The sequence below is a fragment of the Limnothrix sp. FACHB-406 genome, from assembly GCF_014698235.1.
GTDB lineage: Bacteria > Cyanobacteriota > Cyanobacteriia > CACIAM-69d > CACIAM-69d > CACIAM-69d.
Genome location: NZ_JACJSP010000019.1, coordinates 33879 through 58777 on the forward strand (window position 1 = coordinate 33879; position 24899 = coordinate 58777).

The window sequence follows — 24899 nt, forward strand, 5'->3', positions numbered from 1 at the left end:
ACTTAGACCGTCAGACCGCCCCTCCAATTCCCCATGTCGCTCCAGCTTTACAACACCCTCACCCGTCGCAAAGAACCCTTCGAGCCGATCGAGCCGGGTCGGGTGCGGATGTATTGCTGTGGCGTAACAGTCTATGACCACTGCCATTTGGGCCATGCCCGGTCATACATCGTTTGGGACACCCTGCGGCGCTTTTTGCAATGGCGGGGCTATGACGTGCGCTATGTGCAAAACTTCACCGACATTGACGACAAAATTCTTAATCGCGCCAGAAACGAAGGGGTTTCCATGGAGGCGATCGCCGATCGCTACACCGAAACCTACTTTGAAGACATGGCCCGGCTCAACATTCGGGAAGCCGATGCCTATCCCCGCGCCACCCACACCCTGAACGGCATTCAGCGCTTGATTGCCGAATTGGAAGCCAAGGGCGTGGCCTATGCGGCCGGGGGCGATGTGTATTTTGCAGTGCGTAAATTTGCGGACTACGGCAAGCTCTCCGGCCGCAAATTAGACGACCTGCAAGCCGGAGCCAGCGGCCGCACGGACGACGAAGCCACCAAAAAGCAAGATCCCTTCGACTTTGCCCTTTGGAAAGGAGCCAAACCCGACGAACCGGCCTGGGAGTCCCCTTGGGGGCCCGGCCGGCCAGGCTGGCACATTGAGTGCTCCGCCATGGTGCGCCAAGAGTTGGGCGAAAGCATTGATATCCACGTGGGGGGCGGTGACTTAATTTTTCCGCATCACGAAAACGAAATTGCCCAATCGGAAGCGGCCACGGGCCATTCCCTAGCCCGGTTCTGGTTGCACAACGGCATGGTGAACGTGGGCGGCGAGAAGATGTCGAAATCCTTGGGCAACTTCACAACCATCCGCGCCCTGTTGGATGCACCGGAGGGGCCTCACCCGATGGCCCTGCGGTTGTTTGTGCTGCAAGGTCACTACCGCAAGCCCATGGACTTTACGGGGGAGGCGATCGAGGCGGCCAAAAATGCTTGGAACACGCTCAAAGAGGGGCTGTTGTTCGAGGGGCTAGGGGATTTCAACGGTGCGTCCACCTATGACCCCACGGCGCTCGATCGATTCCGGGCGGCCATGGATGACGATCTGAACACACCGGAAGCCTTGGCCTTGCTGTTTGAGCTGGCGAAGGAGTTGCGCCGAGAAAAGAATCTGCGCGTCCATGAGGGGCAATTTTCCCAAGATGCCGCCGCGATCGCCCAGCAGTGGCGAACCTTGGTGCATTTGGCGGATGTGTTGGGCCTGGTGGCCACAGCGGAAACTCCAACGGAAACCCCGGCCGGCCCCAGTGATGCGGAAATTGAGGCCTTAATTGCCCAACGGACGGCCGCCCGCAAGGCCAAAAACTTTGCCGAGTCCGATCGGATCCGCGACGAGCTGAAAGCTCAGGGCATTGTGTTGATCGATCGCCCCGGTGAAACCGCCTGGCATCGAGAATAGGAGGACGACCATGGCCGATCGCGATTTGTTTCAGCGGGCCAATGCGCAGGGCATGAAGCGATTTTGTGAAGGTTGGCATCGGGCCCAGAACCAACGCTACTTGCTGCGATCGCAACTGGGGTTTAGCCAAGCCAGCACCCCCCATCAACCGGCCGTCTGTCGGGGCTGCGAAAACTATCACGGCATCGCCTACGGTTACAGCCGCGATCGACGGGCAAGGCTGATTTGCGGCATTCACCCCTTTGGTTGGTCAGGAACCGATCCTTGTCCCGATTGGCGCGGGGCGATCGAACCGGAATTTTCCACTGCGACCTCCGACGACCTCAACCGGTAATTGGCCATGATCAATCTCCGAAACCTGGGAATCCAAAGCATCGGTCAAAACATTGGTAAAAACATCAGCAAACGATTAATCCTGGTGCTGGGGCTGGCCCTGTTGTGGGTTTTGTTGGGAGCCTTGCCCGCCCAAGCGATGGGCAACTACAGCAAAACCAACCAGGAAGGGCAGAATTTTGCCGGTGAAAACTTGGTGGGCGCAGCTTTTTTGGCCACCGATTTGCGCGATGCCAATCTGGCGGGAGCCAACTTGAGCAATGCCACCCTCACCCAAGCCACCTTGCTGCGAGCCAACCTGCAAGGTGCGGATTTAACGGGCGCTTTGATCGATCGCGCGGTGTTGGAACGGGCGGATTTAACCCAAGCGATCGCCCGTGAGGCAATTTTTACGCGCTCAATTTTGGCCGACACCGCGATCGAGGGAGCCGACTTCACCGATGCATTGATCGATCGGTACGACGTGGCCCAACTTTGCAAAGTCGCCAGCGGCATCAATCAAAAAACCGGTGTCAGCACCCGCGAAAGTTTAGGTTGTGATTAGTGCCCATTGCGCTTGGAATCTCTGAACAGCAGATCAGCATGAACCTTATTGTTGTTGGGTTTTGTACCTCAACCCAACTTACTAGCGCGACAGGCTTAATGCATTGGGTCAAAGTTGCGGAGCCAGTCGTGGTAACAAGGGGCTTGAGCATCTTGCTGCTTAACGATCAGGTGACGGTAACAGCCATGTAATTCAACCCAACGGATTAAGGCAGCCACGCTACTACTAGCACGACAGGCTTAATACATTGATCCGCGCAAGAGGTCTAATTAACGAGCCTTCCAAGTGCCACCATAGCGATAGTGCGGATTGGTGGCGCTTTGCTGTTTTTGGCAACGGGGACAGGCCAAAACCCATTGATCGGTGCGATCGACCTGAATTCGATAGCGCACCAATGACAGAGCCTGGCAGAGTTCACAGGGTCGTGGTTGGGGATTGGCTGTGCGACGACGCGGCATGAGAATTAATAGAAATTAACAGTAATCAGCAGCTATCAACGGCGATTCAAGACAATTTCAACCAACTCAAATCATTTCAATCAACAGCGATTCAAGACGATTTCAATCAACTCAAGTCATTTCAATCAACAGCGATTCAAGACAATTTCAATCAACTCAAATCATTTCAATCAACTTAAATCGAAGGGAACCCCGCCATTGGTTTCCCAATGATGACGATAGAGCAATTCAAGCTGGCCGCAATGCTGGGCGATCGCCGCCACCTGCCGCCGATACAAACTCCGAAACACATTCGCCACCAGCAACGCCCCGATCGCCACCACCAGGCCCGTGGCCGTGGACACCAACGCCTCGCTCAGACCCGAACCGATACCCGCGCCATTGGGGCCGCCCGTGGAGCCGATGCTGTCCCAGCGGAGGGCCGCAAAGGATCCCATCAAGCCCAACACCGTGCCCAACAGGCCCAAGAGGGGCGCAATGCCAACGATCGTGTCGAAAGCCGTACCAAACCGCTTGAGTTGAGGCAGTTGGGCTTGGGCGGCGCTGTCAAGGGCTAATCGAAACTCCTCGGGGGTGGGGCGATCGAGCGTGAGCGCCGCCAGGAAAATTTGCACGATCGGCCAATCCTCTGGAGCCGATCGCAACAAACGCAGGGTGCGATCGGTATCGGGTTCCCGCCCGTACAACACGAGCGCCTCCCGAATTAGGAGCGGTTGTTCCTGGGCCAAACGCCACCAAAACCGGCCCCGCTCCACCGCCAGGGCGATCGTGGCGATCGCACAACCCGCCAAAGGAACCATCACCGCCCCACCGGCCACAAACCATTGCCATACCGACGACATCGAGCACCTACTCCCCTTGCAACGTAGCGGGTTGATCTAGCGGCCAATCATGGCCCGTGGGCCAGCCGAAACTTAGCCAAACCCAAACCCAAACCCAATCAAGAACAAGCCTGGCCCTATGATGCCCGATTGGCGATGGCCGGAAGTTGCTGTGCCCCGTCCCGATCGGGGCGATCGGCCCCAGGCAATTGACTGTAGTGGGGATTGATCCTTACCATTGAGTTACATTAATGGACTGTAAAGAACTGTTGCGATTAATCAACGGTTTCCATCCTCCGGCCCCTTGATTGCCCCACAGACCAAGGGTTTTCAGTTCTTTTCCCCATTCGATTTTGTCCCCCATCCTTCCGCCCTGGCTTTTGGAGCGCGTCCCTATGCAACAGGCAACACAACTGGTTTCCCGCCGCTGGTCGCAGTGGTTGATGGCCACGCTGGGATCGTTGGTGCTTTGTGCGATCGCCTGGATCGCCGCACCGGCCCCCGCCCAAGCCTTCGACAACCCCGACCTGCTGCCCAAGGAGTTCACCACCGTTGTGGACTTGGCCAACCAGTTGCCCAGTGGCCAAGAGCAAAAACTCGCCCAAACCCTGGCGGACTTCGAGGCGGAAACCGGCTGGAAATTGCGTGTTTTGACCCAATTTGACCAAACGCCCGGCCTGGCCGTGAAGCGGTTTTGGGATGTGGACAACAAGACCCTGCTGGTGGTGGCCGACTCCCGGGGGGGCAACTTGCTGAACTTCAATGTGGGTGGCGATTTTTATAGCGTCTTTCCGCGCACCTTTTGGATTGAGCTGCAAACCCGCTACGGTAACCAGTTCTTTGTGCGCGAAAACGGGGAAAATCAGGCGATCGTCCAATCCCTGGAATCGGTGATGGGTTGCCTGCGCCAAGGGGGCTGTCAGTTTGTGCCCGGTTTGCCCCAGGAGCAATGGATCCTAACCCTGGTGACTTCGGTGCTGGGCGGCGTGATTTGTGGTTTTGCGGCCCACCCGCGCAAGGCCGGCGAATGGATTTCCTGGCAATGGGCGCTGATTTTGTCGCCGCTGTGGGGCATTTTGTTCATTGCCTTTGGCATTGGCCCGGTGGTGACCCGCACGGCGGACTGGCTGCCCCTGGTGCGCAACATTGCCGGATTCGCGATCGGGGCGTTGGTGGCCTTCCTGTCGCCGGTCTTTGGTCGCCCCCCTTCAGAGGCCGAAACTTAGGATCAGGCAATGAAATCCAGTTTTGGGGCTACAGGTTAATCAACCGTTTTCTAGCAGTCGTTTTCTGGCGATAGTTTTCTAGCAATCGTTTTTTAGCGGTAGTTTTTTAGCGGTAGTTTCCTGGCGATCGGTGCTCCAATTCAGCATCGGGGCGATCGCGATCGTTGCCACCGTGTCTTTGGTGGGTGAAATTAGAGCAGGGTTGGGGCCATGGCCCGCCCAAGCTGAGTTGGCACGAGTTGTTGATGATGGAGTGGCATATCACGGACGCACAGAGCCTGGCTCTGATCGATCGGGAGTTGGGCGATCGGGGCGATCGTTCACCAGCAGAATACGAGATGGTGCGTCGGGTGATCTATGCCACCGCAGATTTTGACTATGCCAGTTGCCTGAGCTTTTCCGAGCGATCGCTCAGTGCGGGCGCGGCGGCCCTGGCGGCGCGGACAACGGTGATTGTGGATGTGCCGATGGTGCAGGTGGGGATTGCCCCTGCTATTCAGGCGACCTTTGCCAATCCGGTGTTTTGTGCCACGGAGGCGATCGTCCGGCCGCAACAGGCCCTGACCAAGGCCGCTTGGGGAATTCAAACCCTGGCCCGGCGTTACCCGGAGGCCATCTTTCTGGTGGGCGAGTCGCAAACGGCCCTGCTGGCACTAATTGAACTAATTGAGGCGGAAGAAATTAACCCGGCCCTGGTGATTGCCACCCCGGCCGGGTTTGTGGAAGTGGACACCACCAAGGCCCGATTGCGCGATGCCCAGGTGTCCCACATTTGCGTGGAAGGTCGCAAGGGCAGCCCAATCGTGGCGATCGCGGCCATGGGCGGGCTGGTGGATTTGGCTTGGCAGGCTTACGGGCCCAGGGCAAAGGGGCGCTAACCGGTTTGCAGGGCGGCGGCCTCTTGGGCCAAGCGATCGCTCAGCAGGCTGTGGTTCCGCTGGGCCCGCTCATGCTGCGGATTGAGGGCGATCGCCTGGTTATAGGACTCGATCGCCTCGGGGTAGCAGTCTAACCGCACCAGCACATTGCCCCGGCTGTACCAAGTTTCCGGGTCGGCGCGATCGAGGTCGATCGCCTGGTCATAGCTGCTGAGGGCGGCGGCAAACTGGCCCAACTGGGTGAGCACAATGCCGCGATTGTGCCAGGCGCTGGCGTTTTGACCGTTTAGCTCGATCGCCCGATCGTAGGCTTGCAGGGCCTCTTGGGGCCGTTGCAGCCGCGCCAAGGCATTGGCCCGGTTATACCAAGCTTCGTGGCTATCGGGATTCAGGGAAATCGCTTGGTTATAGGACTTGAGGGCCTGATCGGTTTGCTGCAACTTACTGAGGATTAATCCCTGATGCAGCCACAGTTCCGGGTGATTGGGATTCAGGGCGATCGCCTGGTGGTAGGAGGTGGCGGCTTCTTCAAATTTGCCCAGCCGCATCAGCACCAGCCCGCGATTGTGCCAACTTTCGTAGCTGTCGGGCTTCAGGCGCACGGCTCGATCGTAGGCAGCGATCGCGGCTGGATAGCGCTGCAATGCTTCCAAAACCACCCCTTTTCCCCACCAAGCGGCGTAGCAGTCCGGCTGTTGCTCGATCGCCTTGTCATATTCCGCCAAGGCCCCTTCCGGATCACCGTTACGGAACAGTTGTTCAGCCCGATCGGCAATATTATCGGCATTCGCGGGCAACGGCGTGGGAGCCAACATCGGCATCTGTTGCATCTGCAAAGACACCAACTGCTCCACCAAAGTGCGCAATTCCTGCTGAATTTGCGGCTGAATCAAAGCCAGCAATTCTTGAGGCGCTTTTTGCGTAAATTCTTGGATGATGTAGGCCTTTTGGCGATCGGCTTGACCCGCCAAAATTTGCATATTTGAAATAAATTCCTTCTCCAGTTCCGCAATTTGGTGACGCGAAACCCGGCGATCACTGGCCAACCGTTCTTGAAACTGGGTTAGTTCCTGGTTGGCAGTTCCCTTGACGGCGGCCACATGGGTTTCCAGCTCATGAATCAACGCGGCGGCCGAGATTTTGGTGCGTTCCACCTGGTCTTGCAGGTCTTGCAGGCTGCGATCGGCCCGATGGCGAGCCACCTTCACCCGGGCTTCCAAATCGCCCAAATCCTTCAGGCTGCGGCGCACCGACTGCACCAAATGATTCACCACCTTGCGTCGCCCCAACCAGAGGGCCGCCGTCATGGCCAAGGGCGCCGTTCCCAAAGCAATCAGCAACCAACTGAGGCCCCCAAGGGTGCGCTCCAGGCCGATCGCTTCCCCGGTGCTGATGTTGGCGGTGGCAAAGGTCAGATCGGCGCGGTCGGTGGCCTCGGCGGCGGCGATCGGGGCTTCGGGTTCCGCCAAGCTGGCACAGGTGGCCTGGGGTTGGCCCGCTTCGGTCACAGGGCAAGGAACCGGGGTTGTGGCGCGGGTCACGGCTTGGGCGGGGCTGGCCGCCAAGGCCAGAGGAGCCACCAAGGGAACCACCAGGGCCGGAACCCAGACCGCTGCCCGGCCCCGATCGCCCGTTTCACCAAAATTGCTGCGGGAAGAACTCATGTAGACAGCCTCCGAACCCGTTGCGAGTCAATTGCGAGTCGATGTTGATCCCCGGCTCTGACCGAGTGACTAGCTATTGTTTCGGAGGCGATCGTCCTAAATCCGGGAGTCCTTGGGTGTGGCAGCCCGTGGCCAATCCAGCACCCTGGCCACCCCTTAGCTCAACCCCTTGGCTCAACCCCTTAGCTCAACCAACTCAACAACAAACGCGGCGCAGGCAGCACCACCAATACCAACAATGCCAAGGCCAAAAAGCCCAATCCATCCCGTCGATCGTCCAGCGGGGTCACATCATCCAAGGCCGGTTGGCTAATGGCAGGCAAAAAGAAGACCAACAGGGCCAGCGCCAGGAATTCGCTGCGGGCCAAGGCCAGGGCCAACACGGCAAACCGGGTGATGTGTCCCACCAGCATGGCTCCTTGGGTTCCCAACATGGCGCGAACAATGCGCCCCCCATCCAAGGAACCGAGGGGCAACAGGTGAAAGGCCCCTAACCAAAGGCCAATGTAGCCCGCCAGGGCGATCGGGTGGAGGGCGATCGCCTTGCCGGGCGTGAGGGCCGCGCCGAGGGTGGCTTTGCTAATTAGGGTCAGGGCGATGGAGTAGCTAGGGTCGATCGAGCGCCAATTCAGCAACCCCGAGCCGGGCAAAGGATTCACCACCGTGGAGTGGGCTAACCCCCAAACCAACAGGGGCAGGGCCACCAACAGCCCCCCGATCGCCCCCCAAAAGCCCACATCAAACATGGCGCGGCGGTGGGGCATGGGCGATCGCAGGGGCGTGAACGCGCCCAAGGTTCCCAGCAGGGCGGGAATCGGAATAAACAACGGCAACGAAACAGACACCCGATGGCGCTTAGCGGCCCAGTAGTGCCCCAGTTCATGGGCCCCCAAAACCAACAACAACCCGATCGCGTAGGGCGCACCGGACTGAATAAAGGCCCAATCTCGCACCAAATCTAGCTTCGGGTTCCGCAGCATCTCCGCCCCCATCAGGGTCATGGACAGCAGCGACAACCCCAGCAACCCCACCGACCAAACCACCTGTTTCCAGAGGGGCGGTTCTTTGCTCAGGGCCTGGCCCAAGGGCGTGCGCTGAGGATTCGGAACCAGGGCAAAGAAGGGCTTACCGTTTTGCCCTTCTTGGAAAATCACCAGGAATCGATCGCTAAACTTTTGGCGAATTTTGTCGCAAACCGTCCGGTAAGCCAGGGCCGGTTCCGCTCGCAATTGCCCATAGCAGAGGGCCGCTTGGGGACGATGTTCCACGCTGCTGAGGTAAAACACCGACCAGGGAAAGCAATCTTGCAGGCTGGCTTCTTCGGTGCGATCGAGCAGGCGGGGCGAAATTTTGGCAGAGCCAAGGGCTTGGGCCAGGGCCAGGGCTTCGGCGGGACTGCTGGGATCCGCCAGCACCGAAATGGGGGATTCCAAATCCCCATTGGTGGGCTGTTGGGGCCGGGCCGATCGCCCCTGTTGCACCAACCACACATAAATCAACGGACAGGCAATAAACGGCGGCAGGGCCAACCAGGGCGGCACGGGCTGGCCGGGGCCATTGGCCAGCGTCCAAGCCGTCCAAATCAAGGCCGGAGCCATCATCACCAACCACAACACCCACACGGAGGCGCGTGTGATGCCGCTAACGCTCTGGCGGACAATAAAATATGCGACGATGCCGATCAACACTAGCCAAACAATCATCTGATGCCCAAGCCACCGCAGGCTGTTTTCGATTCGATCTATGCCTTTCCGCCCAACCGCGACACGTTAGGCGGGACTGCTTATTTCATTGTAGGAAACTCGATCAACCCTGCTGACTCGGCCGACCATAATGGCCTACCGGCCAATTCATCAAATTCATCAGTTCCATCTGCTCATCAGCCGACTGGGTTCAAGCAACCGACTGATGATCCTACTCAATCGGTTCATAAGCTGACGAATCCAACGGATCCATCAGATCACTCAAATCATTCAGATCATTCTTCAGCTCATCAACCAGCCCATCAACTGCCAGGCAATATTCTGATCGATTGTCCACCTTGGCACGAGGAAACGGCAGATTTTTTAACCCAGCATGGGGGAGTACGTTGGTGGATTTTTACCCACCGCAGTTCCTTTGGCCCGCTGCAAACCGTGCGGGCCTTGCATCGGGCCTTCAGCAATCCGGCCACAACCCTTGAGGAGGGCGAGCCGGCCGCCCAGTCCGCGGCCGCCCGCTGCGAATTGGTGGTGCAAGAACAGGAGGCCTATCTGCTGCCCAATTTGCCGGTGACCACGTTTCGGGAAGAAGTGATCCTGAGTCCAGAACTGCGCGTGATTTGGACCCCGGGCCACACGCCCGGCTCGGCCTGCGTTTGGCTCGATCGGGCGGGGGGCATTTTGTTTAGTGGTCGTCATCTGTTGCCCACGCCCCAGGGGGAGTTGATGCCCCTCAAAACCGCCAAAACCTTCCATTGGTTCCGTCAATTGCGATCGGTTCAGGCCTTGATCGATCGCTTTTCGCCGGTCAACCTGGCCCATTGCTGCCCGGGGGCCAGTGTGGGCTTTTTGCGCGGGGCCCTGTCGGTCGATCGCGCCTATGAGCGGCTCACGACCTTGAACTTGGCGGCCGCTAAGCTGGATCCGGTTGCGCTTCAGTCGCCGAGCCTGAGCGAAACACCTGACCAATGATGTCTTCGATCGGGGGTTCCGTCACGCTCAGGTCTTGCACCGGCAACTGCTCCAGCAGGCGAGCGATCGTTGGGGTCAGCACCTCTCGTCGCACCAACAGTTGCACCGATCGCCCCTCGATCGCCACCACCTCCCCAAAATCCTGAAGTTGGGCCGTTGTCATCGGTTGGGCCAACTCTAACCGCACTTCCCGATAGGGCGCGAATCGATCGACCAACCCCGAGAGGCTGCCGTCATAGATCGACGACCCCTCATGGATCAACAACACCCGATCGCATAGGGCCGTGATGTCGCCCATGTAGTGGGACGTAAGCAAAATCGTCGCCCCATAGCGCTCGTTATATTCCCGCAAGAAATCCCGCAAGTTGGCCTGGGCGTTCACATCCAGCCCCAAGGTCGGCTCATCCAAAAACAACACCGCCGGCCGATGGAGCAACGCCGCCAGCAACTCCGCCTTCATCCGCTCGCCCAAAGACAGCTTACGCACCGGCTGCGTCAGTTTGGACTCCAGCGCCAACAGTTCGCTCAGCTCGCCCACCCGCTGGGTCAGTTCCCGATCGCTCAGGCCATACACCGCCCCATTAATCCGCAATGAATCCCAGGCGGGCAAATCCCAAATTAATTGTTGCTTTTGCCCCATGACCAGGGCAATTTGATGTAAGAACGCCGACTCTCTGGCAAAGGGTTCATGGCCCGCCACCCGCACCCGACCGCCGGAGGGATAAATCAAACCCGCCAGCATTTTCAATGTGGTGGTTTTGCCGGCCCCATTGGCCCCCAAAAAACCCACCACCTCGCCGGGGGCGATCGAAAACGACACGGACTTCACCGCCTCGATCGTTCGGTAGCGTCGTCGCCAAAAGTGGGCGATCGTCCCTTGCAGCCCCGGCGCTTTCAGGGCCACTTGATAGGACTTTTGCAGCCCCTCTGCTACCAACATCCCCATGATTGCTCTCCCGCATTCGCACAAACCCGATTCAACTCGCAAAAACCAGCACAAAGCTCAAAGAGGCTAAACCAAGCTGCACCCAGCGAAACCCCTGAGCGATCGGCGCTCCTAGCGTTCATCGGTCACAACTCGCGATTACAGCCGATGACGAAAACGACTCGTGGCCCAATTGAACATGTAACCACGCACTTCAGAGATTGAGGTAATCCAGACCATTAGCCATCACAACTCACCACAGTCTGAGTATCCAGCCAGAGAATAAATCTCTGAATACTGCCTGAGCATTTCCCAAATATTTACGAGGCAATTACAATATGTTTACAGACTCTTGATGAAGTTTTCCTAAGAGCAGTACAAAACTTTTCCAAAGAAATTAACCGCAATGCTCAAAGACTCGCAATATATCAGTCGCGGTTGCTTTGGGGGTGCTAAAATTTCGCGTTTAGGCGCTGTTGTTTGTTAGAATTTTTCAATCTTTGAAATTAATCGCATTACTTTCCTTAACAACCACTCATGCCAACGCCAAGACTTGATCTCCCTTGGCGACCCCTTGCCCAAACTTTCTCCGGGCCATTTTCTAACCCCTGTTGAGCGACCTGGAACCCGATCAAGCCACCCGCTTTTGACGTTTCAAAGCACCTCAACATAACTGACACGAAGGTTATGTCTAGCCATCTTGCAGGAGCTTCAAAATCATGCACTTTATGAGCGATCTGGGTATTGATCTTATTTCTATGATCCATTACCTGCAATCCCAAACCCTAACTCATGAGGAAATGAGTTGGGTACGGAGCTTGAATATTCAACAAATTGTTGAGTTGGCTTCCCAAAAGGGTTATCACCTTGTGGGTAGTGATTTGATCAATTCTGACCCAATGCAATTGAAATAGTTGTGGGCGATCGTTGTTGGTAATTTCATCGGCGGCTGTATTAGCGATCCCAAGCAACCTCATCTCAAGCGATCTCAATAGACATAGGATTTGGGCGAGGCATCGCGATCGCGCCATCCCTCAGCTCACGGCCGTTCTTGAAAAATGCCTCAACCTGTATCCTTGTTGCGAAATGCTTTAGCTAAGCAATGTCTTGAGCTAAGCAATTCAGTAACCAATTCAATAACAACGATCGCACCGCAGCAAGCGTGATCGTTATTATTGAATCCTCTCAAAAAGAATCGTCTCAGAAACCATCGATTCAGAGTGACGGGCGGTTGCTCAAGCCACCCGTCATTTCTAAGGGTCTGGCGACGACTGAGGCAGCCTAGGCGGCACTGTCGGCGGTTTCTAGATTGAACAGCACTTGCAGGGTTTGCATGGCCTGCTGGCGGGCTTCAATGTCTTGCTGGGCCCGCAGTTGCACCATGGGATCGTGCAGAATTTTGTTGACGATGCCACGGGTGAGGGCTTCGATCGTTTCCTGGTGCTTTTCGGCAAATTCTGATCCCAGGCGAGACAGGGCTTTTTCGAGTTCTTGGGTGCGGATGGTTTCGACTTTGCGGCGCAGGCTGTCGATGGTGGAAACGGTGTCTAGGGATTGCAACCAGGCTTCAAAGGCTTCGGCTTCTTCGTCAAGCAGGGCTTCGGCTTCGATCGCCATTTTGCGGCGGCTTTCGTGGTTTTGGGCCACCACTTCTTTCAAGTCGTCCACGTCAAAGGCCTGCACGCCGGGCAATTCATTCACATCACTGGCAATGTTTCGGGGCACGGAAATATCAAAGAGCATCAGCGATCGATGTTCGGGCAAGATGGCTTCCAGCTTGGCGCGATCGAGAATGGGTTCCGTGGCGGAGGTGCTGGTGAACACGAGGTCTGAAGCGGCGATCGTGCTCATCATGCTTGGCAGGGGGTGCAGATTCAACTTCGCATCCGGAAAACGGCGAGCCAGTTCTTCTGCCCGTTCGAGCGATCGGTTGACGATCGAAATTTGGGTTGCGCCCTTGGACAGCAAATGTTGCACCAGCAGGCGAGACATTTTGCCGGCCCCAACAATGGCCACGCGACAGGGCGACAAATCCGGCACTTTCAGTTGCGCCAATTCCACTGCGGCGGAACTGATGGACACGGCTCCCGTGCCGATGCTGGTTTCAGTGCGGACGCGCTTACCGGCGGTGATTGCCTGTTTCAGCAATCGATTCAAGATGCGGGCAATTCCCTTGTAGTCTTGACCGAGTTTATAGGCGTTTTTCACCTGCGAGAGGATCTGACCTTCACCGAGCACCAAGCTATCCAAGCCAGCCGCCACCCGCATCAGGTGCATCACCGCATCCTGGCGCAACAGAACAAACAGGTGGTGGCGCAAGGCTTCCAAGGGCAGCTTACTGCGCTCTGCCAAAATTTCAACCACTTCCTGCACGCCGCGATCGACCTCACTCAGAACGCAATAGAGTTCTAGTCGGTTGCAGGTGCTGAGGATCGCCACTTCTTCCACATGGGAGCAACTCCTTAAGCTGGCGATTGCTGCCTCGACCTGTGGTTCGGGAATGCTCAATTTTTCGCGCACTTCAACCGGAGCCGTCTTGTGGCTCAGTCCGATCACAGCAATATTCATATGGCCTCTTGCTAAAACGTACTCAAACGGCGTTGAAAGTTCGACTTTAACGGATTTACCAATCGTCGGGCGATCGGTCTATAGAAACTTTGACACTTGATTGGGCCAAGCTGGGTTTGGATTAGCCAAATTTCAGGGATTTTATGCCAGGGATTTTAAGAAAAGGGGGGAGCGATCGCCAACCGCTGGTTAGCTATACCCCCTGGTTGAGTCATGATCAAACGATTGCTGGGGGAGTTTGGTCTGAGGCTAAGGCTACCGAAACGGCGATCGACTTCGTGAATGCAACAAAACGTCAATTTCTGGTTTTCGGTTAACCATCTTTTGGCCATTGGCATCTGACCAAAACTTGCTGTTGGCAGTCTGAGGCGCGATCGACCCATAGATGGGGCGAGACCTGTAGACATGGCAATGGCTTGCCGCGATCGCCAAAGCAACCTCAGCAAGCCACTACAAACCGTCAGCCCTTACTTCAGTTGCAGAACCGAGGGCTTACCGAATTGGTGAATGGTGTCCACAAAGCGCACCGTGCGGGACTGGCTGGAGATGACCAAGCTTTGAGTCCGCGCACCACCGCCAAAGAAGCGCACGCCTTCCATCAGCACACCGGGGGTGATCCCGCAGGCGGCGAAGAGGACGTTTTCGCCCGAAGCCAACTCGTCAGCGTTGTACACCCGATCAGGATCGGTGATGCCCATGCTGGCCAGGCGCTCCAGGTTTTTCTCCTTGCTTTCGCCAATTAGGCCGGTCTTCACGATTTCGGGATCGTAAATCAGTTGGCCTTGGAAGTGACCATCAACGCAGCGCATGGCGGCGGCGGAAATCACACCCTCAGGAGCTGCCCCAATCCCCATCAGGGCATGGACGTTCGTCCCGGAGAAGGCACAGCAGATAGCGGCCGACACGTCGCCATCACTGATCAACCGAACGCGCGCACCGGCTTCCCGGATTTCAGCAATCAGATCCTTGTGCCGGGGGCGATCCATCACGATCACCACCAACTCCTCGATCGAGCGGTGCAAACATTCCGACAGGATCTTCAGGTTTTCGGTGGCCGACTTGTTAATGTCCACCTTGCCCTTGGCTGCCGGAGGCGCTGCCAACTTCTTCATGTAGAAGTCGGGAGCCGCAAACAGACCGCCCTTATCGGCGATCGCCAACACCGCCATCGAACCGTTTTGGCCATAGGCCACCAAGTTCGTACCCTCGCAGGGGTCAACAGCAATGTCAATTTCTACCAACTCGTCAGGGTTGCAGCTCTGGGCACCGTCGGGCGTTGCGCAGATCCCCACTTCTTCACCGATGTAGAGCATAGGCGCATCATCGCGCTCGCCCTCACCAATCACAATGCGGCCGCGCATATGAATCTTATTCATCCGCTCCCGCATGGCTTCCACAGCCACTTCGTCAGCGGTGTTCTTTTCACCTTTGCCCATCCAACGAGCAGACGCAATTGCTGCTTGTTCGACGACCTCAATAATTTCTAAACCGAGGGTAGTTTCCACAAAAATCTCCTTCCCAAGTGCTGGCCAACGAAACCCCAGAGTCGTTCGGGCTTGCTCAGTTAGTCTATCAAAGGGGGGCGATCGCGCCGAACTCTTCTACCAGAACCCGGCTGTAAAGATTTGTGGGAACTGGGATCGCTGCCCGCGGCCTGCCAACAAAGCAAAAGCCCCACCCGTGACAGGTGGGGCTAAAAGGGGGCTGAAATGACTGATTCAACAGAAGGCTGAGCCACCGTCATAGTCCGGGGAGCCGCCCTAAATCCAATCAAAAATTGTAGGTTTAGGGAAACTCACCATCAGCCTCAACAGCGCTAGCGGTTGCGCCAGCGCAAAGCGTTCTAGAACACGAAGGTCGTCCGCAGCGTACCAATCACGACATCATCGTTGTCGTTGTCTTGGTTCGGGTTCATCTGCCAGATCACACCCGGGGTGATCGAGATCCAGTCGTTAACCGCGTACTTGTAGAACACTTCCACTTGCAGCGGGATATCGGTATCCACATCATCGCCATCGATGTTGGTCAGGTAGGGTTGAGCACCCACAAAGATGCCACCCAGGTTCCCTTCCTTACCGAGGTCAGGCAGGGCCAAGCCCAAAGCGTAGTACCAGATGTCGGCATCATCGAAGCGGCCGCCCTTCGAGTCAACACCCGTGTAGCCCACGAAGCCGGTCAGAGCCACCTTGGGGCTGAATTGGTAGTAACCTTGCAGACCAACCGAGTTGGAGGTTACAGCATCCTGTTGGGGCAACAGGTTGGCCGCCAGAGTGCCCGTGAAGCCGCTGACGAAACCGGCGTTATCAAAGCCGAACTCGCCTTCGCCAAAGTAGGAGTAGTTATAGGTCAGACCCAAGCCAAAGGTTTTGGCATCGTTCGTGTAGGTCAACTGGGCCATGGCCGAGAATTGACCGTCGAACAGGCCACCTTCGCCCACACCGTCGCCACTGCGGGGGTTAGCCGCTTCACCGGCCAGGTAACCAGCCGACAGTTGCCAGTTTTCGCTGAAGTCATACTTCACGCCGATCCCAGCACCACCGCCCAGACGGTAGATGGGGCTGCGTTGGGAGAAGGTGGACAGGGAACCACGACCACCGTCGTAGTCTTCGAAGTAGGGGTTCAGGGTGTTGGAGATGTCATCCCACACGCCCGCGTTGGCCATCAGGTAGCCGCGGCCCTTTTCCCCGATCGGGAATTGGTATTGCAGCGTATCCAAGGTGAACTGGTTACCGGTGTCGCCAAACACTTGGTTGGTCAACACGGTTTCGCCAGCCACGCCGTTGAAGCCCTTGGAGTTACCCACTTGCAAGCGGGTGATCAACAGGTCTTTGCCGCTGAAGCTGGTGTTGAAGTTCAGGCGAACACGGTTTTGGAACACCACTTGGTTGTCGTCACCGTTGTTGCCGCTGAAGGCATCACCCAGATCATCCAGGTTGGCCGAAGTAGCGCCGGCCAGCATCATGATGGCTTCGCCGGTCAGCTTGGTGGTGGTGGAGAATTGGGTTTTCTCCAGGTAAGAAATCCGACCTTCCAAGGTGTCTACGCGACCGCGCAGGGCAGCCAGCTCGGTCTTGAACATGTCCTGCAATTTCTTCAGGACTTCCAGATCGGCCTTGGTGGCGTAGTCGGCCACGTTGGTCACGAGCAATTCTTGGATTCGATCGAGGCAAGCATTCAAACCAGCCGCAAACTCGTAGCGAGTCATGGCCCGGTTGCCCTTGTAGGTTCCGTCGGGATAACCGGCGATGCAACCGTAGCGCTCAACCAGCGATTGCAGGGCTTGGAATGCCCAATCGGTGGGTTGCACGTCCGACAGTTGCGACACGGAGGTCACTTGCTCGGCGCTGTTGGCGCGGCGAGCACGGCCCTCGCGGCCATACTGGTTGAGCTGGTCGAGGTTGCTCAGGGTCGAACCGTCGCCAGTCGCTTCCAGAGCGCTCACCGACGGCACGGTGGTTGAAGAAACTTGTTGGGCTGAAGCCGGCGAGGCTGCCACAACCGCAGCGCCCAGGATCGCCGGGCTAGCCAGCAGGGCTTTCCAAATCAACTTTGACATTACGCTCTCCTATCCTCACACCTGTCTGGAAGATGGTCTGAAAAATCGCAGCAAGGCGACTCGGGCCGATTTTTCCATATCACCTTTATAGAGTACCACTGAAAATTAGTGACCGCTGCCGAAAATCCCAATCGGTTTGTGGGCGGGCGATCGCAAGACTTTCCAAAGTTTTTAAAGTTTTCAAAAAATCTTTTGCGGAGGCTGGGCGGGTTTTCGGGCCCTTTCAGCTCCAGAACGGGCCGTCTAGCGCCGACTGGGGCCGGAGCAATTGATGGTCGAGTGCATGGCCGATCGCCTGGTAAACCGCTTTTTCCTCAAACAGGCTCACCAGCATCGAATCCAGCCGATTAATTTGGGCCTCTTGCCGCAGGATCGTGAGGGCAGAACTGGTGGAAATTGCCCGCTTGTAGGGGCGATCGGCCGCCGTCAATGCATCGTAAACATCCGCGATCGACATGATGCGCGTTTGAATCGGAATTTCACCCGCTTGCAGTCCCCGGGGGTAACCCGAGCCGTCCAGCTTTTCGTGGTGGCCATAGGCAATTTCTGGCACTTGACGCAGATAGCTCGTCCAGGGAATGCGCTTCAGAAATTGGTACGTGTGGGTCACATGGGACTGAATCGCGTTTCGTTCCGCACTGGTCAACGTACCTCGGGGAACGGTGAGCTGCTCAATTTCCGCCGCCGTCACCAGGGGTTTTTGTTGCCCATCCACATCGCGATAGGTGTAACTCGCCAATTCCTGAAGCTGGGCCAGCGGTTCCGCTTCCAGCACCTGCGGCTCATTGGCTTCTAGGAGTAATGTCCAATATTGATCCAACTCATCCAAGGCCGCCGTTAACTCCGAGTCCAGACGATCGAGCGGGTTCACCGCCACCGCATTGGCCATCGTTTTATGAGGGGTCTGGGGGGCCATGGCTGGGGGCACCTTGGCGGCCGCTAGCCCATGGCCGTTCGACTCCGCCAGCTTAGAACCCCCAGGACTAGAAACCCCAGGACTAGAAACCCCATTCGGAGACTCAGGAACCAACGATCGGCTTTGATAAGCCGTTAACAATTCCGGGTGCTCAACCCAGTAGCGATACTTCACCTGCAAACAATCCAGCTCCAGCGTCCGCCGAGCCAGGGCAAACCGGTGACGAATCACCTCAAGCTGATCGGGATAAAGCTTTTTCTGTTTCACCAACACCGCTTCGGGCACACAGACCTTACCAAAGTCGTGCAACAGACTGGCGTAGCGAATTTCTTGAATTTGCCGAGGGGTGAAGTAGGTGGCCGCCAAGGGCCCCGTGTGGATTTCGTTCACCACTTCGCACAGGCGCACTGCCAAGGTGGCCACCCGCTCCGAATGGCCGGAGGTGCAAGGATCTCGAGACTCGATCGCCTGAACCGCCGCCCGCACAAACCCCTCAAAGAGAGCTTCGATACTTTCCTGTAGATTGCTGCGCTCGATCGAAATGGCCGCCAAACTAGCCAGGGCCTGCACCACGCGCTCTTCCCATTCCGTATAGGGACGGGTCACCTCCATCGCATTCCAGGGATCCACGATCGCGCGGGGATCGATTTTGCGATTAATCAATTGCAACACCCCGATCGTTTCGCCATTGAGGTTTTGCATGGGCACCACAATCACCGATCGGGTTCGATAGGAAAAGCCGCTATCGAAGTTGTGATTGAACTGGTAGGGAACCTCCGCTGGCAAACAGTAAGCATCGGGAATGCTCAGACTTTTCCCCGTGAGCGCCACATAGCCCGCCAAGCTGCGTCGGGCCAGGGGCATGGCGAATTCCCGAAACGAGGCATTGGGCTGCGAGGCATTTTGGGCAACTTTGAAAATCAGCTTGGGCGTGTCGTCACTGCGATCAATCAAATAGACACTGCCCGCATCACTCCAAGTCAGCTCTCGGCAAGTGGTGAGAATCAGCGCCAACAATTCATCCAGGTCGCTAACCGCCGACAGGGCCGTGGCGATCGCCAGCAACTCTTCCACCAAAGAAGCTTGGCTGGCTGCTTCCTGTAAGAAATCCCGTTCGCCCCAGATAGAAACTGAATTCACCGATTCGCTCGATAGCATAACAGGGTGGGAAGGGAAGCTTAGTTGTTGAAAACGATGCAAAACCCCCTCAGAGACTGGTCATCAATCTGCAATCCAACCTTGCAGTCAAGCCTTGCAGTTAAACACACTTACCAAGATCGTAGGAATAATGCATCAAAGAATGACGAATGACAGGACTGGCACTGCTCAACGATTTGGCAATCAAGTCTGAAGTGAAGTGCAGATCATCAGCAGATCATCAATATGAGAATTGCAGTAAAACATGAGAATGAGAATTGCAGTAAAACATGGGAATTGCAGCAAAACAGGATTCGATGGATTGGAGAAATAGGCAATTTCAGGCAATTTTTCCCCACTTTTCCTGTTTTCAGCCTCTCGCCGGGTTAGCCTCGGCAATTTGTCCTTACTCCGTTGATCCTTAAGAGGATGGCTGAAAAGCTTAAATGGCTACCTTGTGGGTCTTGCCAACCGACAACGACAAGGGGCTTAGGGCCTGTCGTCAAGTCGCCTGAAACCCTGACTTCACCGTTGGTGGATCGTGGGGGACAAGGGGCTTAAGCCCCTTGTTTACGACAACGATTATTATTTGACCTGTGCCAAGAAATACTTTTCAAACATCCTCTTAGCCTAACTGATTAGCCTAACTGATCAATCTTGGCAGCCAGATCAAAATCCTTAGCCGTCAAGCCCCCTTCATCATGGGTGCTGAGGGTGATCGTCACTTTGTTATAGCTGATTTCCAAATCTGGATGGTGGTTGGCCGCTTCGGCGGGTTCCACAAGCTGATTAACAAAGGCGATCGCTGTGATGAAGTCCGCAAACCGACGACGACAAACGATGGTGCTTCCCTCTAGCGTCCAGTTGGCCAGAGCGGTCAAACGGTCTTGAATTTCGGATGCAGTCAGAAGCGCCATATTTTTGATTTCACCCCGCAGTGGTTTTGAAGTGATCTCGAACCCAAGGTTGAGTTGAGGTCTTCAATTAAAGTTACCGGGTCTGTCTTGGGGAAGGAAGATCGATCGCTTGGCGCAGAATTCAAGATTTTCAGCAAAAATACTGAATAAGCGTCGATTTTGGCGATTTTTGGCAATTTGTAGAATCCCGCTTTGGTACAAGATCAAGAGCGCTGAAATTGGCAGATCCACAGCAGATTCACATCGGTGCTGATCCTGGATTGGTCATTAATTGGTCATTGATTGATCATTGCTCGGGGCTGGGGCGATCGCCCAGGGACGGCCACCACATGATCCCAAGACCTGATGTAGGTGGCAGAACCTCAGGGAATTCGGCACAATCGTAGGCTAGGATTCGCGAGTGGCTGCAAAGAGGGAGCACCAAGCGCCCGCTGCACCACTTGGCCCTGTTGGCAACTCGGAAACCGGTTCCTGAACAAGTTCAAGAGCAAGTTCAGGAATTTGTGCCGTAACTTGTGCCGTTTACTGTCTTCCTTTCCCCATGACTCTTTTTCCCCAGCCGAATTCTGCGGATTCTGGATCAACGGACTCGGCATCAATGGATCCTGCATCAACGGATCCTGCATCAACGTTTTCGCGTCGCACAGCTTTGCAGTTGCTTGGTGTGGGTGCGGTGGGCAGCGCCCTCGGCTACTCGCGGTTCATGAAGCCGGAGCCTAGTCAATATCAACCCGATCGCCTGACATTGCCAACGCGGTTACCGGACGATCGCCCTAAGCGGGTGGCTGTGGTCGGTGGTGGCTTGGCGGGCTTGGCAGCGGCCTATGAATTGAGCCGACGCGGATTTGCGGTGACATTACTGGAGCGATCGCCCCACTTGGGCGGCAAAATCGCCAGTTGGCCCATCACGGTCAATGGTGAATCGCTGATGATGGAGCATGGGTTCCATGGCTTTTTCCCGCAGTACTACAACCTGTGGGCCCTGACGGAAGAAATGAATATCCGTCAGGATTTTCTGTCCCTGGAGCGCTACTCAGTGCTCTACAAGGATGAAACCTACGCACCGGAAGTGTTTCGCCCCACCCATTCATCCTTCCCTTGGAATATTGTCGATTTGGCCATTTCTTCGCCGAATCGGTTTCGTTGGGGCTTAAATCTCACCAGCCCTGCCCATTGGGCCGTATTTCGGGCCATTACGGGATTTGAACCCACGAAGACCTACGAGGAACTCGATGCGATCGCCGTGACAGACTGGGCGGCCAATGACTTCCCCAAGGGACTATATGACCTGTATTTCCTACCCTTTGGCAAATCCACGCTCAACTCGCCAGATGTGCTGAGTGCGGGCGAGTTAATGCAGTTTTTCCATTTCTATTTCTTTGGCAATCCGGAGGGGCTGGCCTTTAACGGCACCAAGCAGGACATGGGCCGCACGTTGGTGGAGCCGATGATGCGGGCGATCGAGGCCAACGGGGGCAAAGTCATCGCCAATGCTCAGGTCGATCAGGTGGCGTGGCAGGATCAACAAATCACATCCCTGAGCTACCGCCAAACGGGATCCGCCATTCCAGTTCCGTTCTGGGTCGATCGCCACAGTTCGCTGAACGAAGCCAGTGCCCAAGCCACTTCCCAGCGCCCAGAAACCCAGGAGGTTACGGCCACCGAGCAGCCGGTCACAGCTCAACCGCTGGCGAATCGCCCGGAATATTTTGGGGGCGGCGATGAGGTCTATGCGGTGGCGGAGGGATCGGCGCTGTCGTTAACCTGCACGCACCAGGGCTGTACGGTGGCTCCCCAGGCAGACGGCACGTTCCAATGTCCTTGCCATGGGGCCCGGTTCGATCGCGAGGGCAAGGTGCTTCAGGGGCCCGCCACCAAGCCCCTAGCTCGCTACAACGTGGAGCAGCGATCGGGCGATCGGGTGCAATTGGCGGCCGCAGCGGTCGATCGGACTCCGAGCCAGGTGGTGGAAGCGGACTATTTCGTGTTTGCAGCGGATGTGAAAGGTATTCGCCATCTGTTTGACATTGCCGAAGGAGACGTGGCTGAACCCACGCGATCGCAAGTGGCCCAGCTCACCGTGGCGGATCCCTTTGCGGTGGCTCGCATCTGGTTCGATCGCGACTTTGATTGGGATCAAAGCGAGTTCACCTCCCTCTCGGGCTACCGCCTAACGGACAGCATCACCCGCTATCACAAAATCCAAGAGGACTACAAAGCCTGGGCCGATCGCACAGGGGGCAGCGTGGTTGAACTCCATGCTTACTGCTACAAAGAAGCCGAATTCCCCACCCAAGAAGCCCTGCTCACCACCTTTGAGCAGGAGCTATACGAGTTGGTGCCGGCCCTCAAAGGAGCCACAATTTTGCATCGCGAGCTGGTGAACCAAAAGAATTTCTCTGGCTTCCCCCCCGGCAGTTATTCCCAACGCCCTGCCACGCGATCGGGCGCAAGCAACCTCATGTTTGCGGGCGATTGGGTGAAAATGCCCTTCCCTTGCGGTCTGATGGAACGAGCCATCAGCAGTGGCCTGCTGGCAGCCAATGAAATTTGTCATGAGGAAGGATTACAACGCCGCACCCTGTTGACTGTTCGGCCGGAGGGGGTGCTGCAAATTTAGAGTCCTCAGTTCAGAGCCTTTCATAGGTGGCATAGTCTGCCGGGCAACTGGCCCAACCCCCTTAGCCCAGATGGGGGGCTGGCACTCACCCCATGGTGCGCTCAAGGGCAATTCCTATAATCGCGGCAACTGGAGGGACTGACCCCTCAGCCCACATCCATGGAGACCTGTTGAGACCTGGGGAACCCGGTTTTGGCCGCTGGCAACCCATCGCCCACGGTTCAACCCATCACGATCGGGCAAGCGGCTCAACCTATCGCCCAACAAGTCTCCATGATGGGCTGCTCAACAGTTGCTGATCTTGAGTTGCTCGCCTTGAGTTGCTTGCCTTGTCGTCTGTTGCCGTTGATTGTGGAGGAGTGTAGACCATGCCTTTGATGTTGGATCCCCTACGGGCTGGCTTGGCCCTGGCGTTCACGATCGGGTTAGGAGCCGTTGGCCAACCGGCCCAAGCAACCCCCGCTGCTGAGCTGACGGAATTGGCGGCAGACTTGCCCGCCACCGAGCAAGACAGCCGCCAGCCGATCGCCCTTGATCAATTCGGTGCGCCGTCCACTCAGGCCAATCGATTGCAGGAAGCAGTGCCCACCCTCGCCGTTGCTCCTGCTGCTTTGGCAGCCGACTCGCATTTCGATGGTCAGCTTGCTCAACAGCCCGATCGCGCCGCCAATGGCCGCCGCACCAGCAGCAAATTTAGCTACATCGGTATTGGTGGGGCGATCGGCCTGAGCGGCGATGACGATTCCAGCGCCCTGGGTGAAGGCGGCTTTGCCCTTCTGAGCAAAACGGCTTTCAGCGAAAACCTTTCCCTACACAACGCCAGCATTTTGGGCAATGGTGGCACTTCGGTGATTGCCCTAACCGCCGATTTTCCCATTCGCAATCAGGAAACGGGCGACATCTCGATCGTCCCCTTCGTGGGTGGCGGCTTGGCCATCAGTGACCTATTCGGCGATGACACAGACGTGGGCTTCGCGCTCACGGGCGGCATTGATGTCCCCCTCAGTTACCGCTGGACAGCCACCGGGCGAGTGGCCGCCGCCTTCTTAGACGACAACACCGATGTGGCCCTCCTGTTGGGTGTGGGCTACACGTTCACGGGCTTTTTCAAATAACGCCCCGTGGCTGATCGTGCCCCGTGGCTGATGATGCCCTGTGGCTGAAACCATCCTGAACCCACCCAGGCCCCTATCACCCTAAAACATCCAAGATTGGGTGTGCATAGCTGGGAAAGGCCGCGACGGAACTTTTAAACTAGTTCTCTCGCAAGTTCCATGGAGCATGGGTAAATGACGATCACTGCCAAACTGGATCGCCTTCGATCGTTGTTTCAAGAGATGGATCGCGCCCTCATTGCCTACTCCGGTGGCATTGACAGCACCCTCGTCGCAAAGGTGGCCTTTGATGTGCTGGGCGATCGCGCAGTGGCCATCACTGCCGAGTCCCCTTCCCTGCTGCCCGATGACTTGCTGGAGGCGCAAGCCCAAGCAGCGGCCATCGGCATTGCCCATGAAATTGTGCAAACCCATGAACTAAATAACCCCAACTACGCCGCTAACCCCACCAATCGCTGCTACTTCTGCAAGAGCGAACTACACGACACCTTGAAGCCGATCGCGATCGCCCGGGGCTATCCCTACGTGGTGGATGGGGTGAATGCGGATGATCTCCGGGACTACCGACCGGGGATCCAGGCCGCCAAGGAACGAGGCGCGCGATCGCCCCTGGCCGAGCTGGGGATCAGCAAGCTCGAAGTGCGCGAACTCTCGAAGCAACTAGCCTTACCCTGGTGGGACAAACCGGCCCAACCCTGCCTGAGTTCCCGCTTTCCCTACGGCGAAACCATCACCCTCGAAAAATTGCAGCGGGTGGGTCGAGCCGAACGCTATCTCCGACAGTTGGGCTATCGCGATTTGCGGGTGCGCTCGGAGGGCGACACGGCCCGCATTGAACTGCCGCCAGCGCTGATTAAGGACTTTGTGGGGGCGATCGACCTGCCCAAACTAGTCCAAGATTTCCAAGAACTGGGGTTTTTGTATGTTTGCCTAGACTTGGAAGGACTCGTGAGCGGCAAGCTCAACCGCGTCTTGAACTGGCCCCGAGGGGCTGAATCGGTTGCCACGTCAGGCGTTTCCGCCAGCGCAGGCCCACAGCGCTAGGCGAATTACAACCGATCGCTGAGGAAAAGTGCAAAATCGAACTA

Annotated in this window: 19 protein-coding genes and 1 pseudogene; 10 read left to right on the forward strand and 10 right to left on the reverse strand. The window is 56.7% G+C overall.

Translation table 11 applies throughout. From position 1 onward, the window contains the following. The first annotated feature begins 33 nt into the window (after positions 1 to 33). The 3 genes from cysS to H6G53_RS15520 are packed head-to-tail and all read left to right on the forward strand — an operon-like array spanning position 34 to position 2338. On the forward strand, positions 34 to 1461 hold the full coding sequence (gene cysS / locus H6G53_RS15510; RefSeq protein ID WP_190534524.1) for a cysteine--tRNA ligase: 1428 nt from the start codon (positions 34 to 36) through the stop codon (positions 1459 to 1461). A 10-nt stretch (positions 1462 to 1471) separates the two neighbouring features. Continuing rightward, positions 1472 to 1795, forward strand: a complete 324-nt coding sequence (locus H6G53_RS15515; protein WP_199309281.1) for a hypothetical protein — start codon at positions 1472 to 1474, stop codon at positions 1793 to 1795. Between the two features lie 6 nt (positions 1796 to 1801). Then, entirely contained in the window at positions 1802 to 2338 is a 537-nt protein-coding gene (locus tag H6G53_RS15520) for a pentapeptide repeat-containing protein (RefSeq protein ID WP_190534528.1), read from the forward strand. 269 nt (positions 2339 to 2607) lie between these two features. Here the strand turns inward: H6G53_RS15520 and H6G53_RS15525 are convergent, their stop codons facing one another. Together H6G53_RS15525 and H6G53_RS15530 are read right to left on the reverse strand one after the other, a co-directional pair. Then, complete coding sequence (locus tag H6G53_RS15525; protein WP_190534531.1) at positions 2608 to 2796, reverse strand: hypothetical protein; 189 nt, start codon at positions 2794 to 2796, stop codon at positions 2608 to 2610. 170 nt (positions 2797 to 2966) lie between these two features. Beyond that, positions 2967 to 3638 carry a MotA/TolQ/ExbB proton channel family protein gene (locus H6G53_RS15530; RefSeq protein ID WP_099534635.1) on the reverse strand — a complete coding sequence of 224 codons (672 nt, stop codon included), beginning with the start codon at positions 3636 to 3638 and terminating at the stop codon, positions 2967 to 2969. Between the two features lie 374 nt (positions 3639 to 4012). Between H6G53_RS15530 and H6G53_RS15535 the strand changes: the two genes are divergently transcribed. Both H6G53_RS15535 and H6G53_RS15540 read left to right on the forward strand, forming a co-directional pair. Continuing rightward, a complete protein-coding gene (locus tag H6G53_RS15535; protein ID WP_099534634.1) occupies positions 4013 to 4843 on the forward strand; it encodes a TPM domain-containing protein in 831 nt (276 codons plus the stop codon). A gap of 248 nt (positions 4844 to 5091) precedes the next feature. Beyond that, positions 5092 to 5721, forward strand: coding sequence for a precorrin-8X methylmutase (locus tag H6G53_RS15540; protein ID WP_190354258.1), 630 nt, complete (start codon positions 5092 to 5094; stop codon positions 5719 to 5721). Here the strand turns inward: H6G53_RS15540 and H6G53_RS15545 are convergent. Further along, the gene (locus H6G53_RS15545) at positions 5718 to 7385 is read right to left on the reverse strand and encodes a tetratricopeptide repeat protein (protein WP_190534534.1); all 1668 of its coding nucleotides are present in this window, start codon (positions 7383 to 7385) and stop codon (positions 5718 to 5720) included. The two genes, H6G53_RS15540 and H6G53_RS15545, sit on opposite strands and share 4 nt — an antisense overlap. 182 nt (positions 7386 to 7567) lie before the next feature. Further along, positions 7568 to 9088, reverse strand: a complete 1521-nt coding sequence (locus H6G53_RS15550; RefSeq protein ID WP_099534632.1) for a site-2 protease family protein — start codon at positions 9086 to 9088, stop codon at positions 7568 to 7570. 3 nt (positions 9089 to 9091) lie between these two features. On the opposite strand from H6G53_RS15550, the pseudogene H6G53_RS19345 reads away from it, so the two are divergent. Beyond that, positions 9092 to 9190: pseudogene (locus H6G53_RS19345) on the forward strand (MBL fold metallo-hydrolase); the annotation flags it as partial. A gap of 330 nt (positions 9191 to 9520) precedes the next feature. Next, entirely contained in the window at positions 9521 to 10057 is a 537-nt protein-coding gene (locus tag H6G53_RS15555) for an MBL fold metallo-hydrolase (protein WP_190534537.1), read from the forward strand. Here the strand turns inward: H6G53_RS15555 and H6G53_RS15560 are convergent. The 6 genes from H6G53_RS15560 to H6G53_RS15585 form a co-directional block, all read right to left on the reverse strand. Beyond that, positions 9999 to 11003: an ATP-binding cassette domain-containing protein gene (locus tag H6G53_RS15560; RefSeq protein ID WP_190354153.1), complete on the reverse strand. Its 1005-nt coding sequence runs from the start codon at positions 11001 to 11003 to the stop codon at positions 9999 to 10001. The two genes, H6G53_RS15555 and H6G53_RS15560, sit on opposite strands and share 59 nt — an antisense overlap. A gap of 1260 nt (positions 11004 to 12263) precedes the next feature. After that, on the reverse strand, positions 12264 to 13550 hold the full coding sequence (locus H6G53_RS15565) for a glutamyl-tRNA reductase (RefSeq protein WP_099531458.1): 1287 nt from the start codon (positions 13548 to 13550) through the stop codon (positions 12264 to 12266). Positions 13551 to 14017: 467 nt separating this feature from the next. After that, the gene (gene glpX, locus H6G53_RS15570) at positions 14018 to 15055 is read right to left on the reverse strand and encodes a class II fructose-bisphosphatase (RefSeq protein WP_099531459.1); all 1038 of its coding nucleotides are present in this window, start codon (positions 15053 to 15055) and stop codon (positions 14018 to 14020) included. Between the two features lie 338 nt (positions 15056 to 15393). Further along, entirely contained in the window at positions 15394 to 17106 is a 1713-nt protein-coding gene (locus tag H6G53_RS15575; protein ID WP_190525788.1) for an iron uptake porin, read from the reverse strand. Between the two features lie 223 nt (positions 17107 to 17329). Then, positions 17330 to 19162: an HD domain-containing phosphohydrolase gene (locus H6G53_RS18790; protein WP_370567846.1), complete on the reverse strand. Its 1833-nt coding sequence runs from the start codon at positions 19160 to 19162 to the stop codon at positions 17330 to 17332. A 635-nt stretch (positions 19163 to 19797) separates the two neighbouring features. Next, on the reverse strand, positions 19798 to 20076 hold the full coding sequence (locus H6G53_RS15585) for a 4a-hydroxytetrahydrobiopterin dehydratase (RefSeq protein ID WP_190534543.1): 279 nt from the start codon (positions 20074 to 20076) through the stop codon (positions 19798 to 19800). A gap of 598 nt (positions 20077 to 20674) precedes the next feature. Here H6G53_RS15585 and H6G53_RS15590 point away from each other — a divergent pair. The 3 genes from H6G53_RS15590 to larE all read left to right on the forward strand — a co-directional run bounded on the left by H6G53_RS15590 (position 20675) and on the right by larE (position 24855). After that, entirely contained in the window at positions 20675 to 22696 is a 2022-nt protein-coding gene (locus H6G53_RS15590) for an FAD-dependent oxidoreductase (protein ID WP_190534546.1), read from the forward strand. A 368-nt stretch (positions 22697 to 23064) separates the two neighbouring features. After that, entirely contained in the window at positions 23065 to 23811 is a 747-nt protein-coding gene (locus tag H6G53_RS15595; protein ID WP_190534549.1) for a hypothetical protein, read from the forward strand. 174 nt (positions 23812 to 23985) lie between these two features. Continuing rightward, positions 23986 to 24855: an ATP-dependent sacrificial sulfur transferase LarE gene (gene larE / locus H6G53_RS15600; protein ID WP_190534552.1), complete on the forward strand. Its 870-nt coding sequence runs from the start codon at positions 23986 to 23988 to the stop codon at positions 24853 to 24855. Positions 24856 to 24899: the final 44 nt, after the last annotated feature.